Source organism: Actinomadura sediminis, assembly GCF_042675525.1.
Classification (GTDB): domain Bacteria; phylum Actinomycetota; class Actinomycetes; order Streptosporangiales; family Streptosporangiaceae; genus Spirillospora; species Spirillospora sediminis.
Map to the genome: position 1 here is coordinate 1 of NZ_JBHTJA010000139.1, position 14,122 is coordinate 14,122.

General features: G+C 73.2%; 10 protein-coding genes. 3 read left to right on the forward strand and 7 right to left on the reverse strand.

Annotated elements, in window-relative coordinates:
• The 6 genes from ACFQ11_RS34255 to ychF form a co-directional block, all read right to left on the reverse strand.
• Nucleotides 1–1,771: type IV secretion system protein (locus tag ACFQ11_RS34255; RefSeq protein WP_378306449.1), on the reverse strand; the 1,771-nt coding region annotated here is incomplete at its 3' end.
• Nucleotides 1,768–4,254, reverse strand: coding sequence for an ATP-binding protein (locus ACFQ11_RS34260; RefSeq protein WP_378306451.1), 2,487 nt, complete (start codon nt 4,252–4,254; stop codon nt 1,768–1,770). The genes ACFQ11_RS34260 and ACFQ11_RS34255, both read right to left, overlap by 4 nt.
• Nucleotides 4,255–4,420: 166 nt before the next feature.
• Nucleotides 4,421–7,516 carry a TcpE family conjugal transfer membrane protein gene (locus ACFQ11_RS34265; protein WP_378306453.1) on the reverse strand — a complete coding sequence of 1,032 codons (3,096 nt, stop codon included), beginning with the start codon at nt 7,514–7,516 and terminating at the stop codon, nt 4,421–4,423.
• Between the two features lie 38 nt (nt 7,517–7,554).
• Nucleotides 7,555–7,839 carry a hypothetical protein gene (locus ACFQ11_RS34270; protein WP_378306456.1) on the reverse strand — a complete coding sequence of 95 codons (285 nt, stop codon included), beginning with the start codon at nt 7,837–7,839 and terminating at the stop codon, nt 7,555–7,557.
• A gap of 57 nt (nt 7,840–7,896) precedes the next feature.
• Complete coding sequence (locus ACFQ11_RS34275; protein ID WP_378306458.1) at nt 7,897–8,880, reverse strand: conjugal transfer protein; 984 nt, start codon at nt 8,878–8,880, stop codon at nt 7,897–7,899.
• Nucleotides 8,881–9,173: 293 nt separating this feature from the next.
• Entirely contained in the window at nt 9,174–10,265 is a 1,092-nt protein-coding gene (gene ychF / locus ACFQ11_RS34280; protein ID WP_378306460.1) for a redox-regulated ATPase YchF, read from the reverse strand.
• Between the two features lie 164 nt (nt 10,266–10,429).
• Between ychF and ACFQ11_RS34285 the strand changes: the two genes are divergently transcribed.
• A complete protein-coding gene (locus ACFQ11_RS34285) occupies nt 10,430–11,839 on the forward strand; it encodes a DNA recombination protein RmuC (RefSeq protein ID WP_378306462.1) in 1,410 nt (469 codons plus the stop codon).
• Nucleotides 11,836–12,468: a DUF6542 domain-containing protein gene (locus ACFQ11_RS34290; RefSeq protein WP_378306464.1), complete on the forward strand. Its 633-nt coding sequence runs from the start codon at nt 11,836–11,838 to the stop codon at nt 12,466–12,468. The genes ACFQ11_RS34285 and ACFQ11_RS34290 overlap by 4 nt, the downstream gene beginning before the upstream one ends.
• Nucleotides 12,469–12,476: 8 nt before the next feature.
• Here the strand turns inward: ACFQ11_RS34290 and ACFQ11_RS34295 are convergent, their stop codons facing one another.
• A complete protein-coding gene (locus ACFQ11_RS34295) occupies nt 12,477–13,457 on the reverse strand; it encodes a 4-hydroxy-3-methylbut-2-enyl diphosphate reductase (protein WP_378306466.1) in 981 nt (326 codons plus the stop codon).
• A 240-nt stretch (nt 13,458–13,697) separates the two neighbouring features.
• Between ACFQ11_RS34295 and ACFQ11_RS34300 the strand changes: the two genes are divergently transcribed.
• Nucleotides 13,698–14,122 (forward strand): hypothetical protein (locus ACFQ11_RS34300; protein ID WP_378306468.1); only part of this gene is annotated, 425 nt, incomplete at its 3' end.

Genomic DNA, 14,122 nt, shown 5'->3' on the forward strand with positions numbered 1-14,122 from the left:
GCGACGCGCCCTCGCCCGCGCCGGGTCCCGTGCCGCCCGCGCGGCGATCGGTCAGCGTGCCGGTCGCGGCCTGCCCGTCGGCGCCCTGCGCGGCCGCGCCGTTCTCCGCGGCGGCGTCGCCCTTGCCGCGGCGCCCGCCCAGCCGGTACCCGGCGGCGCCCGGCACCACCGCGCCCGCGACCGCCGTCGTGTTCTTGCGGGCCTCCGCGACCGACTTGTCGAGGTGCGCCTCGCTCTTGTCCCGCGAGCCCACCGCCGAATAGCCGACCGCCGAGAACAGATGCTGGAACGGTTTGCGGTACACGAACGCGGCGCCCGTCACCAGTGCGATGAGCAGCACCTGCAGGCCCCACGGCAGCGTCTCCCCGAGGATCAGCCCGTACGCCCACAGCAGCAGCGACAGCACCCCGATCAGGGCCGCCTGCTTCAGCAGCATCGACAGCAGCAACTCGAGCCAGCGGACCGCGATCACCCGTCCGATGCCCGGATGGATCCCGATCCCGAGGAAGATCGGCCCCGCCACCAGCAGCAGCAGGAACGCGATCTTCACGACGATCAGCGCGATCGCGATGACCAGGATCAGCAGGCCCGCGACCAGTGCCGCGAACAGCGCCCCGAACGCCACCGCCAGCCGGTTCTGCCAGTTCTTGCCCTGGAACAGCGAATAGGTCTCGGGATGGTTCTCCTTGATGTCGGCGGCGACCTCCTTGTAGGCGTCCGCCTTCGCCCCCATGTCGACGTCCTCGGAGCCGTACGTCTCCGGCAACCCGACCGCCTGCGACCACAGCAGCTTGTCGGCGTTGTCCTTGACGATCTCGGCGTCCGGGTCCGTCGTGCCGAACTCGCCCTGCAGCCACGGCTTGCAGACGAGCGCCACCCACAGCTTGTTCGCGTTGCGCGTGGTCGCGTCCAGGTCGGCCGACTCGGCCGGATCCGGCCGCCCCTCCGGACGCGGGATGCACTCCCCGCCCTTCGTGTCGCTCTGCGGCAACGCCGCGTTGAACGCCGCGCTCGTCGCCTCCGACACCTTCGTCCCGAGCGTGGTGAAGTCCGCGGGCCGCGCGACCAGCCAGATCAGCGCCACCATCGCGGCGACCATCCACACCACGCCCTCGGTGACCTTGCTGGCGCGCCGCCGGACCAGGCCCCACCAGGCCAGCCACATCGCCCCGAGGATCACCACCCACGACCAGTAGCGGGCGTTGAACGTCTCGCCGATGCCGCTGATGACGCCGTCCACCGTGTCCTTCAGCCAGCTCAGCAGCGACTCGGACGCCGCCGACTGGTACACGCTGATCGTCGTCCGGTCGATCGCCCGGACCAGCGTGAACGTGGTGTTGGCGAGGGCGTTGCCCATCATCGCCATGGCGTCCGAGCAGCCCATGTCGACCGCGTACCAGGTCTGCCCCGCGGTGCCGTACCGGTCGTAGTAGGTCAGGTCCTCGGCGGGCGTCTTCTGCAACTGCTCGCTGGGGTAGCCCGGAGGCTTGATGAGCCCGTCCGTGCCCGTCCCGTACTGCTCGGGCGCTGGGCTGTCGGCGGGCGCACACGCGTCGTTCGGGTTCGACCAGGGAGGTGTCGGAATCGCCGAGGCGGCCGGGGTCATGGGGCTGAGCATCAGGAGCGCCATGATCGCCAACAGGACCGCGGACCGGCGGGTGCGCGGCCGGCTGCGCGCGCGCCGCCGCCGCGCACCGTCCAGCGCGGACGGGTCCAGCCCCGCCTCCGGTGAACGCTGCAGGCGGGACGTCCGGCGGCGGGGCGGGCTCATCGACCGACCTCCTCGGTTTCGGCCCCCGCGACGGTGAGTTCGGACGACCGCGGCCTCGACCGGGTCGGGTTGGTGTCCAGCCAACGCTGCAGTTCCTCGGAGATCAGGTCGACGCCGATGCGTCCCGCACGGCCGTCGAGGTCACGGAAGATGCATTCGCCGTTGCCGAGGTTGCGGAGCACGGCCTTGTGCTCGTCGGACGCCTCGACCCCCAGAAGCGCCATGACGTTGCCGACCTCCACCCGCTCGGTGGAGCGGAAGGAGAACACCGAGGACAGGCAGTTCGTCACCTGCTCGTTCAGCAGGTCGCCCGCGTTCTGGGAGACCAGGATCAGGGCGGTGTTGCGGGACCGGCCCATCCGCGACACCTCGGGGATCAGCTTTGCCCCCTCCGGGGTGGACGTGACGGCCCACGCCTCGTCCAGGAAGATCGCCTTCGGCAGCCGCCGGTCCAGGCCGTGCATGAGCCGCCGCGCGAACTGCGACACCAGGTACATCAGCGCGACCGACAGCCGCTGCTCGTAGGAGTAGTCCTCCCGCGCGATGGTGACGTCCGGCAGCGTGAGCCCGCCGAGGGTGAACACCGTCGTCCAGCCCTCGGTGTCGATGCGTTCGCCGCCGGACGGGTCGAAGCACAGCCGCGCCAGCCGCATCTCCGACATCGACCGCAGCACCGCGCCGAGGTTCTTCGACGCCGGATCGTCCGACGCCTCGAGATGGTCCACGACCCGTCCGAGGGACGGCCGCTCCCCGTTCGCGACCGCGCCCACCGCCTGGATCATCGCGGACTCGCGCTCCTCCGACATCCGCGGCAGCAGCAGCCGGAGCGTCTCGGTCGCCATCGTCTTCTTCGCCGCGAGATCGTCGCCGAACGAGAACGGGTCGAGCAGGCCCGGCGCCGCCGACCCCAGCGGCAGGATCCGCGCCTTGCGGCCCCGCGCCTTCAGCAGCTCGACGAGCGTCTCCGCGTCGCCCTTCGGGTCGATCGCCGCGACCGTCACCCCGCGCAGCGCCATCTGGTAGATCAGCAGCAGCGCCAGCGTCGTCTTGCCGCCGCCGGGCTCCCCGGTGATCGCGACGGCCGTCGGACGGTTCCGGGCCGCGGCGACCAGCGGGTCGAAGTGGACGATCGACCGCGCCCGCCCCAGCGTCTCCCCGACGTACGGGCCGATCCAGCCCTCCTGCGCGTCGTCCGGACGGTCGCCGAGGTCGACGGTCGCGATGGGCATGCCGCCCGCGATCGTCCGCAGCGGCTGCCGCTGCGCGTACGCGTTCAGCCGGATCCGGTCGCCCGGCAGCGACTCCAGGAACAGGGAGAACTGGTCGCCGGTCGAGTTGACGACGTCGATGCCGATGTCGCGGTAGTGCTCCACCACCGCGTCGACCCGCTGCGCCAGCAGGTCCTCGGTGGGCGCCGACACGATCAGCCGGTGCCACCCGTACACGAACGGCAGCCGTTCCTTGGTGATGCCGTGCTCCAGCATCCGCGCCGCGTCGATCTGCTCGGCCAGCGCGATCGGCGCCTCCGCGCCCGCCTCCCGGATGTGCTGGTCCATGTCCCGGGCGTGGGCGAGCTTGCGCGACACGTCCTTGGACGCCTTCGCCGGCGGGATCAGCTTCATCCGCGCGCTGATCTCGACGGGGAACGGCAGCGCGTCCGCGTAGTGGAACCACGGCTCGCCGTCCGGGAACGGCATCAGGTCCGGGAACCGCGCGAACGACAGGTACGCGACGTACGACGCGGCCGTCGCGCCGCCGCCCGCGCCGTGGTTCGGCTGCTCCACCCGCAGGTACGAGCGGCCGTTGTGGATGGCGCCCTCCACCAGCGACTCGATCTCGCCCTTGCCCCACGTCCGCCGCGGCACCGCCGACGGCGGCGGGTCGGCCAGCGACCCCGTCACCGCGTGCTGGAACAGCCACGCCACCTCGGTCGAGGTGGCGTGCCGGGCGTAGAGGGCCGAACCGCCCAACGCCCGTCCGATCCGCTCGGCCTGCTCCGTCCAGCGCGCGATCTCCTTCTTGTCGATCGCGTCGTCGTGGACGCCGAGGACGTTCTCGCTGCGCTTGTAGAACCCGAGGAGCTGCGACAGCACTCCCCCGGACAGGTTCGCGCCCATCCCGCGCGGCCCCAGCCGCACCCCGAGGTAGACCTCCTTGGTCCAGAAGTCCTTGGCCCACACGTGGGCGTAGGTCTCCTCCAGGTACTCGCGCCATCCTGGGCCGCCGTCGGACGTCCGGTCCAGTGCGAGCGCCCACTCCGCGGCGGGGTACGTCCGGTGCGCGATCCGCAGATGGATCTCCGCGTCCTGCATCCGGATGCCCGCGAGCGCGATCGTGATGTTGGTGGCGAGCGCCTCCCGCTCCTCCCCGGTGGTGAACTCGTACGACACCGTCGGCAACCGGAAGTACGCCCAGGCCGCGTTGTCGGTGAGCAGCACCCGGTCGTCGAAGTAGCGCACGGCCAGCCGGCTGGACTTGCTCATGCCGCCCTCCCGACCTCGGTCCCACCGACTGATTCTCCCGATCCGCGCCGTCCCGCGGAGGGATGCCGGAGAGAGTGTTCTCGGTCCGGGCGGTCAGCAACGTCAGTCGCGCCCGCCAGGAACGCCCGGCTCGTGGCGGTCTCCGCTCGGTGCCCGCGAGGGGCGCTCATCGGGTGGCCTCCTGCTCCTGGTGAAGCTCCTGGTAACGCTCGGGCACGACGCCGAACCCGCCGGCGACCACGCCGGCGAGGGCAAGATAGGCACGCCGCGTCGGGGCGCGCAACGACTTCAGCTCGTTGCGCGGCCCGCGATCCATGCTGAGGTGATCGTCCCACGGAATCCGCACGAGGGCCCGGCACCTGCCGCGCGCCACGGCCTCCGCCTGCTCGACGTCGTCCATGCTGCGGCGACTCACCCCATTGATCACCGTGACGGCCCGCGACCGCAGCTCCTCGTACCCGTGGCCGTCCAGCCACTCGTACGTCATCGCCACCGCGCGCGGCGCGTCCGCGCTCGCCGGCGCCACCAGGACGAGCTGGTCGGCGTACGGCAGCACCCGCGCCACCACCGCCGCCGCCGTGTCCAGCAGGGTCACGGAGTAGAACCGGTCGAGCGTCCTGATCGCGAGCGCGTAGTCGCGGTCGTCGAGGGCCTGCAGCGGGTTCTTGCCCGCCGCGATCACGTCCAGGCCCGACTTGGCCTGCGACGTGTACCGCCGCATCGCCGTCAGGCTGCCGACCTGGTCCGCCCGCGTGATGAGCCCGGTCAGCGTCTCGTTCGTCTCGCTCCGCGTCCGCCGGGCCAGCGCCCCCGGCCCCGGGTTCACGTCGATCGCCACGACCGGCTCGGCGTTGTGCTGCGCGAACGTGTGCCCGAGCATCAGCGCCGTGACCGTCTGCCCGGCGCCGCCGGTGCACCCGAGCACCACCACGTGGCGCGTCCCGCGGAACGGCTGCTGGAGCCGCAGCTGGTACTCGGCGTCCACGTCGCCGTGCCCGCCGCCGACGGCCTGGAACAGCCGCCGCAGGCCGCCGGCGCTCACCTCGTGCTCCGGCCCCGGCGGCGTGATCGCCGGACCGGACGGCGGAGGCGGCGGGGGCGGCGGCAGCGGGCGCGGCCGCACCGGCGACTGCGGACCCGACCGGACGTCCCGCGGCGGCGGTTCCTCGTCCTGCGGCACCCCCGGCTCGGGCACCGGCGGCCACATCTGCGCGTCCGTCGCCGCGGGCCGCGCGGGCTGCGACAGCCCCTTCGACCACGGCCGCGGCGCCTCCAGCCGCGGCGTCTCCGGCTCGTCCGGCTCCGGCGGCCACCCGTGCTCCCGCTGCGACGCCGCGGGCACCTGGTGCCCGGGCACGGGCGCCCGCCCGGGCCCGTCCGCGGCGGGCCGTTCGTCCGGCACGTCCTCGGGCGCCGGGGCCCGCCCGAACGTCCGCGGCGCCTGCGGCACCGCCCCGGCGCCGCCCCGCTCGTCCGCCTCGGGCCACGTACGGTGCTGCGGCGGACGTCCGTCCGCGCCCGTCGGTCCTCCGGACTCCACGGGACGCGCGGGCGCGGGCTCGCCCGCCGACGCTGCGGGGGCCGCACCGGACGCCCGAACCGGCACGCCTCCCTGCTCGGGCGGTGCGGCCGGCCGCCCCGTCCCGGAAGCCCGCCCCTGGGGCGCCACCGGCAACCGATGCTCGCCCGCCGCGGCGGGACCCTCGCCCTGCGGCGCCTGACCCGACTCCCGCTGCGCGCCCGGACCGGCGGGCGCGGAGGGCCGCTCCTGCGAGTCCACGGGCCGCGTTCCGCGTACGGCGCCCTGCACGGGCGGCTGCTTCTCCGAGCCGACCGCCTGCCACTCGTCCTCCGAAGCGGCGGGCGCGGACGGACTTCCCTGCGGCTCGCGCTCCGACGGAGCGGGGGCGGACGGCGGAGCCTGCGCCGACTGTCCCGGCGGCTGCGCGGCCCTCGGGCGGATGGGCGCGGGCGGCTGCTCCGGCGCCGGGGACCGCTGCGCCGGGTTCTCCTGCCGCGTGCGGTCGGGCGCGGGCTGCGCCGGGCCTTGCCGCCCGGCGGCGGGCGGGGCGTCCGGCGACGGTGCCGGGACGGGACGCTCGCCCTGCGGCGTCCGGTCCGGCGGGGCGGGACGTTCGGACGCCGCGGGCCGTGCGGGTTCGGCGCCCGCCACGCGGCGGTCGGGCGGCCGTGGAGCGGGGGCGCCGGGGTGGCGCGGCTGGGCCTCGTTGACGAGGGGTTCGGGCGCGCCGAAGGCGCCGGGGACCATGGGGATGTCGGGGCGGGTCGGGACGGGCCCGGCGACCTTCCTGTCACCGGGCTCGCCGCCGGACGCCGCCGCATCGGCCCGCGCTTCGGACGCGGCCGCACCGGCGGCCGTCCCGGACGCGGGCGCTCCGGCGGCGGTCCCGGACGCGGGCGCTCCTGCATGCGTGCCGGAGGCAGACGCCTCGGAGGCAGATGCCTCGGAGGCAGACGCCCCGGCGTGCGCCCCGGTGCCAGACGCCCCGGAGGCAGGCGCCCCGGGCGCGGGCGTCCCGGCGCCCGGCCCGGACGCGGACGTCCCGGCGGGGGCGGTGGGAAGGGCGGGTGACCCGCCGGTCGTCCCTGGGGCGGGTGCACCGGACGCGGACGGCCCGAGGGCGGGCGAGCCGGTGGGTGCCGCCGGCGCGGGCGTCCCCGGTGCGGGCGACTCGATGGGAGGAGCCAGGGTGGTGGCGAAGTCGGGGGCGCCGGGGCGGCGGACGCCGGAGATGAGGCCGCGCTTGCCGGTGGGGTGCTCGAGGCGGGGCGTCTCCGGGAGGGGCTCATCGCGGGGCGCGGGGACCTCGGCGGCGGGGGCGGGCCTGCGGCGGGACTTGACGGCGACGCGTTCGGGCGCCGGGGCGGGCGCGCCGGGGCGGCGCCACACGCGGGCGACGATGACGACCTCGCGGGGCTCGCGGATCGGGGTGAGGCGGCACCAGGTGCGGGGCTCGGCGAGGTAGCGGCCCTGCGAGAGGAGCAGTTCGGTGAGGCGCTTGCCCTCGATGACGGGCCGGGTCGCGAGCCAGGTGAGGACGCCGGGCGGAACGATGTAGAGGACGTGCCACGGGGACTCGAACGGGACGCCGACGAGCCGCAGCATCACGATCCAGGGCACGAACACGCCGAGGAACACACCGATCTGCACGAGCGGCAGCGGCATGGGGAGCCGCAGGTCGTACAGCTTGTACAGCCGCTTCTCGATGCGCCATATGTTCGTGTACGTGGGTAGATCCACGCCCCTACTCCCCTACCTGTGCGAACACCGTCTCCGCGTCAGCTGATGTCCAGTCCCAGTGCGGCGGCGATCGCCTTGGCGGTGGTCTCGATGATGTTGGGCACGTAGAAGACCACCCCGATGCCGATCGCCAGCAGGATGAACTGCACGAACCGTGTGATCTCACGGGTGAACAAGAAGAAGATCGCCACGATGGAGACGATCACGAGGAAGAGCGGGCCGAAGATCTGGCGGAGCCAGTCGGCGAGCTGGTCCGTCTGGAGTTCGTCGTCGGGCGCCGCCAGGATCTCGATCGGGATCGACGCCATGAGGTGGTGCAGCATCGACTTACCTTCCTGGTTCGGCGTGGGGGGACGGTCTGCGGTTCATCTCGCGGCCTCTCATGACGGGTCGGGGTCGGTGGTGCCGCGGATGTCCTTGACGTACCAGGTCGCGTCCTTGCGCACCATGTCGAGTTCGTAGGCCTGTTCCAGCTCGCCGCCCGCGACGCGCCACACGACGCTCGCGGTGACGGTGCGGGCGCCGGCCTCGCCCTGCGGCGCGACGACTTCGGCGACGCGGACGAACTCGACCGAGCCGGCGAGCCCGCCGATGGGGCTGCCCGCGGCGAACCGGGACAGGGCGGTGGTGTCGCTGCGGGCGTAGGCCTGGAAGAACGTCACGAGGATGGGCTGCAGCTCGCCTTCGAGGGCGGCGTCGCGCTGCGCGGGGTCCTGCTGCGGCAGCGGCGCCTTGACGGGCGGGGGGAGCAGCGCGGGACGGGCGGCGACGACGAGCGCGCCGGATTCGTTCGCGTAGACGGGGACGGCGAGGCGCAGCCACCGGTCGCCGGTGCGGGCGAGCAGGGTGACGGTGGCGTTGTGGGCGTCGCGCGCCTGGACGCCCGCGACCTGCACGGACTGGACCTGCAGCGTTCCGGTTCCGTTCCAGCCGAATTGCGGGTCGGCGCCCTCGGGCAGGAACGTGCGCAATTGGGCCTGGCGGTCGGCGGCGTTCTCCTGGTCGTAATTCAGATAGACGTTGGCGAACTGCAGGGCGAATGCTCCGGCGGCGCTGCTGGGGAACCGGGCGCGTTCGGGCGACGACTTGGGCGTTTCGGCCGTCGCGGGGTCGTCCGCGGCGGTGAAACGCTCGAACGGGGCGCGGACGCCGTTGACGAGGATGACGATGATCAGGGCCCAGAGGACGGCGCGGCCCGTCCACACCCACCAGCGGCCGCCGGATCCGGACCAGCGGCCGCCGCGCGGGCCGCCGCGGCCCCGGTCGTCCGGAACCTCCCACGGGTCGACGGACAGACCCGGCGCCGCGGTCTCGTCGACCACGGCGGTGTCACGGCCGCGTTTCACGGCCGACCTGCGAGCCATCCTGCCTCCGCTCGCGCCTCGCCCCCAAGGTCGGCGCGCTCTGTTCGCCTGGTCCGAATGTTGCGCGGTGGTCCTTTCCGAACCCACCCCGGGCCCAGAGTAACCACGAGCGTCAATTGTTCCAGCGCATCCGAGCGAAGCACAGCCCCGGCACGCGGTTGTGGATAATGCGATCCACCTCAGCAGGAACGGGAAGGATTGCCAAACGGTGACGATCCCCTATCCCGGCCTCCGATCGGTGCGTCCAGGACACAACCGGACAAGCGTCACGAGTCACACGTTTGCGGCGAGCTTCAGACGTTGAAGCGGAACTCCACCACGTCGCCGTCCTGCATGACGTACTCCTTGCCCTCCATCCGGACCTTCCCGGCGGTCCGGGCGGACGCCATGGAGCCCGCGGCGGTCAGGTCGTCGAACGAGACGATCTCGGCCTTGATGAAGCCGCGCTGGAAGTCGGTGTGGATGACGCCCGCGGCCTCGGGCGCGGTGGCGCCCTTCCGGATCGTCCACGCGCGCGCCTCCTTCGGGCCCGCGGTGAGGTAGGTCTGCAGGCCGAGGGTGGCGAACCCGATGCGGACGAGCTGGGAGAGGCCCGACTCCTCCTGCCCCATCCCCTGCAGGAGCTCGAGGGCCTCGTCGTCGGGCAGCTCGATCAGCTCGGCCTCGATCTTGGCGTCGAGGAAGATCGCCTCGGCGGGCGCGACCAGGTCGCGCAGGCGCGCGCGCAGGGACTCGTCCGTCAGCTCGCCCTCGTCCAGGTTGAAGACGTAGAGAAACGGCTTCGCGGTGAGGAGGTGCAGCTCGCGCAGGAGGGTCAGGTCGATGCCCGCCTTGTCGGCGCCGGCGAAGAGCGTGACGCCCTCGTTGAGAAGCTTCTGGGCGGCGGTGACGGCGTCGACGACGGCCAGCTGGTTCTTGTCCTTCTTGGTCCGGGCCTCCTTCTCGAGGCGCGGCAGGGCCTTCTCGATCGTCTGCAGGTCGGCCAGGATCAGCTCGGTGTTGATCGTGTCGATGTCGCGGGACGGGGCGACGTCGCCGTCCACGTGCGTGACGTCGGGGTCCTCGAAGGCGCGGATGACCTGGCAGATCGCGTTGGTCTCGCGGATGTTGGCGAGGAACTTGTTGCCGAGGCCCTGGCCCTCGGAGGCGCCCTTGACGATGCCCGCGATGTCGACGAACTCCATCGTCGCCGGGATTGTCTTCGCCGACCCGAACATCTCGGCGAGCACGGCCAGCCGCGGATCGGGCACCCCGACCACGCCGACGTTGGGCTCGATGGTCGCGAACGGGTAGTTGGCGGCCAGCGCGTCGTTCTTGGTCAGCGCGTTGAACAGGGTGGACTTGCCGACGTTGGGCAGCCCGACGATTCCGATGGAGAGGCTCACGGCGGTCAAGTTTACGAGCCCGGAGGCACCGCGCCGTGCGGCGTCCCGGGCGCCGCCCGCCGCGCGCCGTCCGGCGTTGGTCGGCAGTGCGCCGATTGTCCGCCGTGCCGCCCTTCCCGGCGCGTCGCGGTCGCGGTTCGCGGCGGCGCTGTCACGATGAACGGATGGACCTCGCGCTGCTCGCCGGCCTCGTCGTCGGGGCCGCCTTCGGCGTGGTCGCCGGGTGGGCGCTGGCCATGGGACGGCAGGGCGCGCTGATCGCGCGGGCCCGTGCGGCGGAGGAGAAGCTCGCCTACGCCGAGGAGCGGATGGCCGAGCATTTCGAGAACCTGTCGGCGCGCGCGCTGGACGCCAGCAACGCCCGCTTCCTGGAGCTGGCCGACGCGCGGCTGAAGGCGGCCGGTGCCGAGGCGGCGGGCGATCTGGAGCGGCGGCAGCAGGCGGTCGAGCACCTGGTCGGGCCGCTGCGGGAGGCGCTCGCCAAGGTCGAGGAGCAGCTCCGCGAGGTCGAGACGGGCCGCCGCGAGTCGCACGCGATGCTCGCCAAGCAGGTCGACTTCGTGCGGCAGAGCTCCGAGCAGCTCGGCCGCGAGACCCGGTCGCTGGTGCGGGCGCTGCAGCGGCCTGAGGCGCGGGGACGCTGGGGCGAGCTGCAGCTGCGACGGGTCGTGGAGCTGGCGGGCATGACGCACCACTGCGACTTCGACGAGCAGGCGAGCGCGGTCACGCGGGACGGGACGGTCCGGCCCGACATGGTCGTGCGGCTCGCCGGGGGCAAGTCCATCGTCGTCGACTCGAAGGTGTCGCTGGCCGCCTACCTGCAGGCCGCCGAGAGCGGCGACCCGGTGCGGCTCGACGCGCACGCCCGCCACCTGCGCGACCACGTCGACCGGCTGGCCGCGAAGTCGTACTGGCAGGCGTTCAGCCCCGCCCCCGAGTTCGTGGTCCTGTTCATCCCGGGCGAGGCCTTCCTGGCGCCCGCCCTGGACCGCGATCCCGAACTGCTGGAGTACGCGATGCGGCGCCGCGTCCACATCGCCACCCCCACGACCCTCATCACGATGCTGCGGACGGCGTCGTACGCGTGGCAGCAGGCCGCGCTTTCCCGTAACGCGCGGGCGGTGTTCGACCTGGGCAAAGAACTGTACGAGCGGCTGGGCACGATGGGACAGCACGTCGACGAGCTGGGCCGTGCGCTCACCGGCGCGGTGAAGTCCTACAACCGGACGGTCGGGTCGCTGGAGACGCGGGTGCTCGTCAGCGCGCGACGCCTGAACGACCTGGGCGTCGTCGACGGCTCCCTGGACGGCCCCCGGCCGGTGGAAGAGGCCCCGCGCGCGCTTTCGGCGGCGGAGCTCAACGAACGCGACGCCCCGGACGGCGGCGACTCGCACGACGATGTCCCGTGGGCCGGGATTCCGCAGGACGCGGTTCGGCACGACGCGGTTCCCCACGACGAAATTCCCCACGACGCGGTTGCCCAGGACCATGACGACGCTTCGCGCGAGGGCTCCCCGCAGTACGGAACCTGGGCCGTCCCCGAGCAGAGCGATCGGCGAGAGAGGTGGCAATGAGTACATCGACGGCACGCGACGCCCCGGGCGACACGCCGCCGACGCGCCGCGGGACGGGACGGCGGCGGGGCGGGCCGCAGCGGCGGTCGCGCGCGTCCGGCGCCCGCCCGCCCCGGTCCCGCGCGGCGCCGACCGGCCCGGTGACGCTGACCGGGCGCGGCGGCGTCGTCGTGGTATTCGGGACGGCCGTGCTGTGCGGGCTGCTGTCGCGCTGGCTCGACATGCCGCTGCTCGCGGGCGGCGGGTTCACGGTGGGCTGCGTGCTCGCCGCGCTCGCCACCCGCCCGGCGGACCTGCTGACGCTGGCCGTCAGCCCGCCGCTGGCGTTCTTCCTCGCCACCCTGATCGCGGAGTTCGTCACCACGCTCGGGCAGGGGTCGCTGCTGCGCGGCGTCGCCGTCGGGGTGCTGACCGCGCTGGCCGGGACCGCGCCGTGGCTGTTCTTCGGCACGCTGCTGGTGCTGCTGATCACGCTGCCGCGCGGGCTCCTGACGAACGTGCGGGAGCTGCGCGACAAGCTGGCGGGCGTCCGGCTGTTCGAGGAGGAGGAGAACGAGAACCCCGTCCGGTGGGACGACTCCCCGTCCTCCCCCGCCCGGCACGCGCCGCCGCACGGTGACGTGGACTGACCGTGGGGTTAGACCGGCGTGATGCGCAGGTCCCTGCGGAGTTCCTTCGGCAGGGAGAACCGCATGTGCTCCTCGACGGACTCGATCTCCTCGGCCTCGCCGTAGCCGCGCTCGGCGAGCCAGGCGAGGACGCCCTGCACGAGCTCGTCGGGGACGGACGCGCCGCTCGTCACGCCGACGGTGGTGACGCCCTCGAGCCACGCGGGGTCGATCTGCTCCGCGTAGTCGACGAGGCGGGCGTCGTCCGCGCCGTGCTCCTTGGCGACCTCGACGAGCCGCACGGAGTTCGAGGAGTTGGTGGAGCCGACCACGATGACGAGCTGGGACTGCGCGGCCATCTCCTTGACGGCGACCTGCCGGTTCTGGGTGGCGTAGCAGATGTCGTCGGACGGCGGGTCCATCAGCTTGGGGAACCGCTCGCGGAGCTTCTCGACGGTGGCGATCGTCTCGTCCACCGAGAGCGTGGTCTGCGACAGCCACGCGACCCGCTCGGGGTCGCGGACCTTCACGTTGGCGACGTCGTCGGGGCCGTCGACCAGGTGGATGTGGTCGGGCGCCTCACCGGAGGTGCCGATGACCTCCTCGTGCCCCTCGTGGCCGATGAGGAGGATGTCGTAGTCCTGGGCGGCGAACCGGACGGCCTCCTTGTGCACCTTCGTGACGAGCGGGCACGTGGCGTCGATGGTGCGCAGGTCCAGCCTGCGGGCCTCCTCGTGGACGACCGGCGCGACGCCGTGCGCGGAGAAGACCACGATCGCCCCCTCGGGGACCTCCTCGGTCTCGTCGACGAAGACGGCGCCGCGTTCCTCCAGCGTCTTCACCACGTGGACGTTGTGGACGATCTGCTTGCGGACGTAGATCGGGGCCCCGTACTTCTCGAGGGCGACCTCGACCGTCTCCACGGCCCGGTCGACGCCGGCGCAGTAACCACGCGGCTTGGCGAGCAGGACACGGCCCCGGCTTCCGGCGGGCTCGGTGTTGGCGGTCATGCCCCCCATCGTACGAGTCGCCCCGCGGGTGCCGTGCCGGGCGGGGAACGCTCCGGGAGGGCGGCGGAGGTCCCGGGGCGCAAGGCCTCCGGTCCGGTTGTGACCGACCGCACGCCGTTTTTGGACAGAAAGACATTAACCCGGGGTGACCGTGATCGCACCCATGGGGCAGAGTGAGATTCGACGACCGTACGTGTGCTCCCGAGTTCCCTGATAAGGACGGCAGGAAGAGGAAAGACCATGACGAGATCGCCGCGTCGCCTCAAGCAGCAGGTTCAGGACACGGTGGGCGAGCAGGTCCGCGACCTCCCGCTGCACGCCGTCCGGCTGGCCATGTTCGGTGTCGGCCGGGCGCTGCTGCTCGGCGACCGCGTGACCCGCGACTACAAGGAGATCACCGAGGGCGGCGGCGTGAAGCCGGTGATCGGGCGGCTCCGCCACGACGTCCAGCACACCGCGGAGAAGGTCGTCGGCACCGTGGTGGAGCGCGTCCGCGGCGGCGAGGACGCCGAGCCGGAACCCGAGCCGGAGCCCGCCCGCCCCCGCCGCACCCGTCCGGCGCGGCCGTCGGCGGCGCGGGAGGACGGCGCCGCGGTGCGGCGCCGGCCGGGCGGGGAGATCTCGGTCGGCAAGCCGGGCGCGTCGGACGGGCCGGTGGCGAAGCC

Coding starts and splice junctions, on each gene's coding strand:
- ACFQ11_RS34285 (WP_378306462.1), top strand. CDS start 10,430: ATGGACCTCGCGCTGCTCGCCGGCCTCGTCGTCGGGGCCGCCTTCGGC.
- ACFQ11_RS34270 (WP_378306456.1), bottom strand. CDS start 7,839: ATGCTGCACCACCTCATGGCGTCGATCCCGATCGAGATCCTGGCGGCG.
- ACFQ11_RS34290 (WP_378306464.1), top strand. CDS start 11,836: ATGAGTACATCGACGGCACGCGACGCCCCGGGCGACACGCCGCCGACG.
- ACFQ11_RS34275 (WP_378306458.1), bottom strand. CDS start 8,880: ATGGCTCGCAGGTCGGCCGTGAAACGCGGCCGTGACACCGCCGTGGTC.
- ACFQ11_RS34295 (WP_378306466.1), bottom strand. CDS start 13,457: ATGACCGCCAACACCGAGCCCGCCGGAAGCCGGGGCCGTGTCCTGCTC.
- ACFQ11_RS34260 (WP_378306451.1), bottom strand. CDS start 4,254: ATGAGCAAGTCCAGCCGGCTGGCCGTGCGCTACTTCGACGACCGGGTG.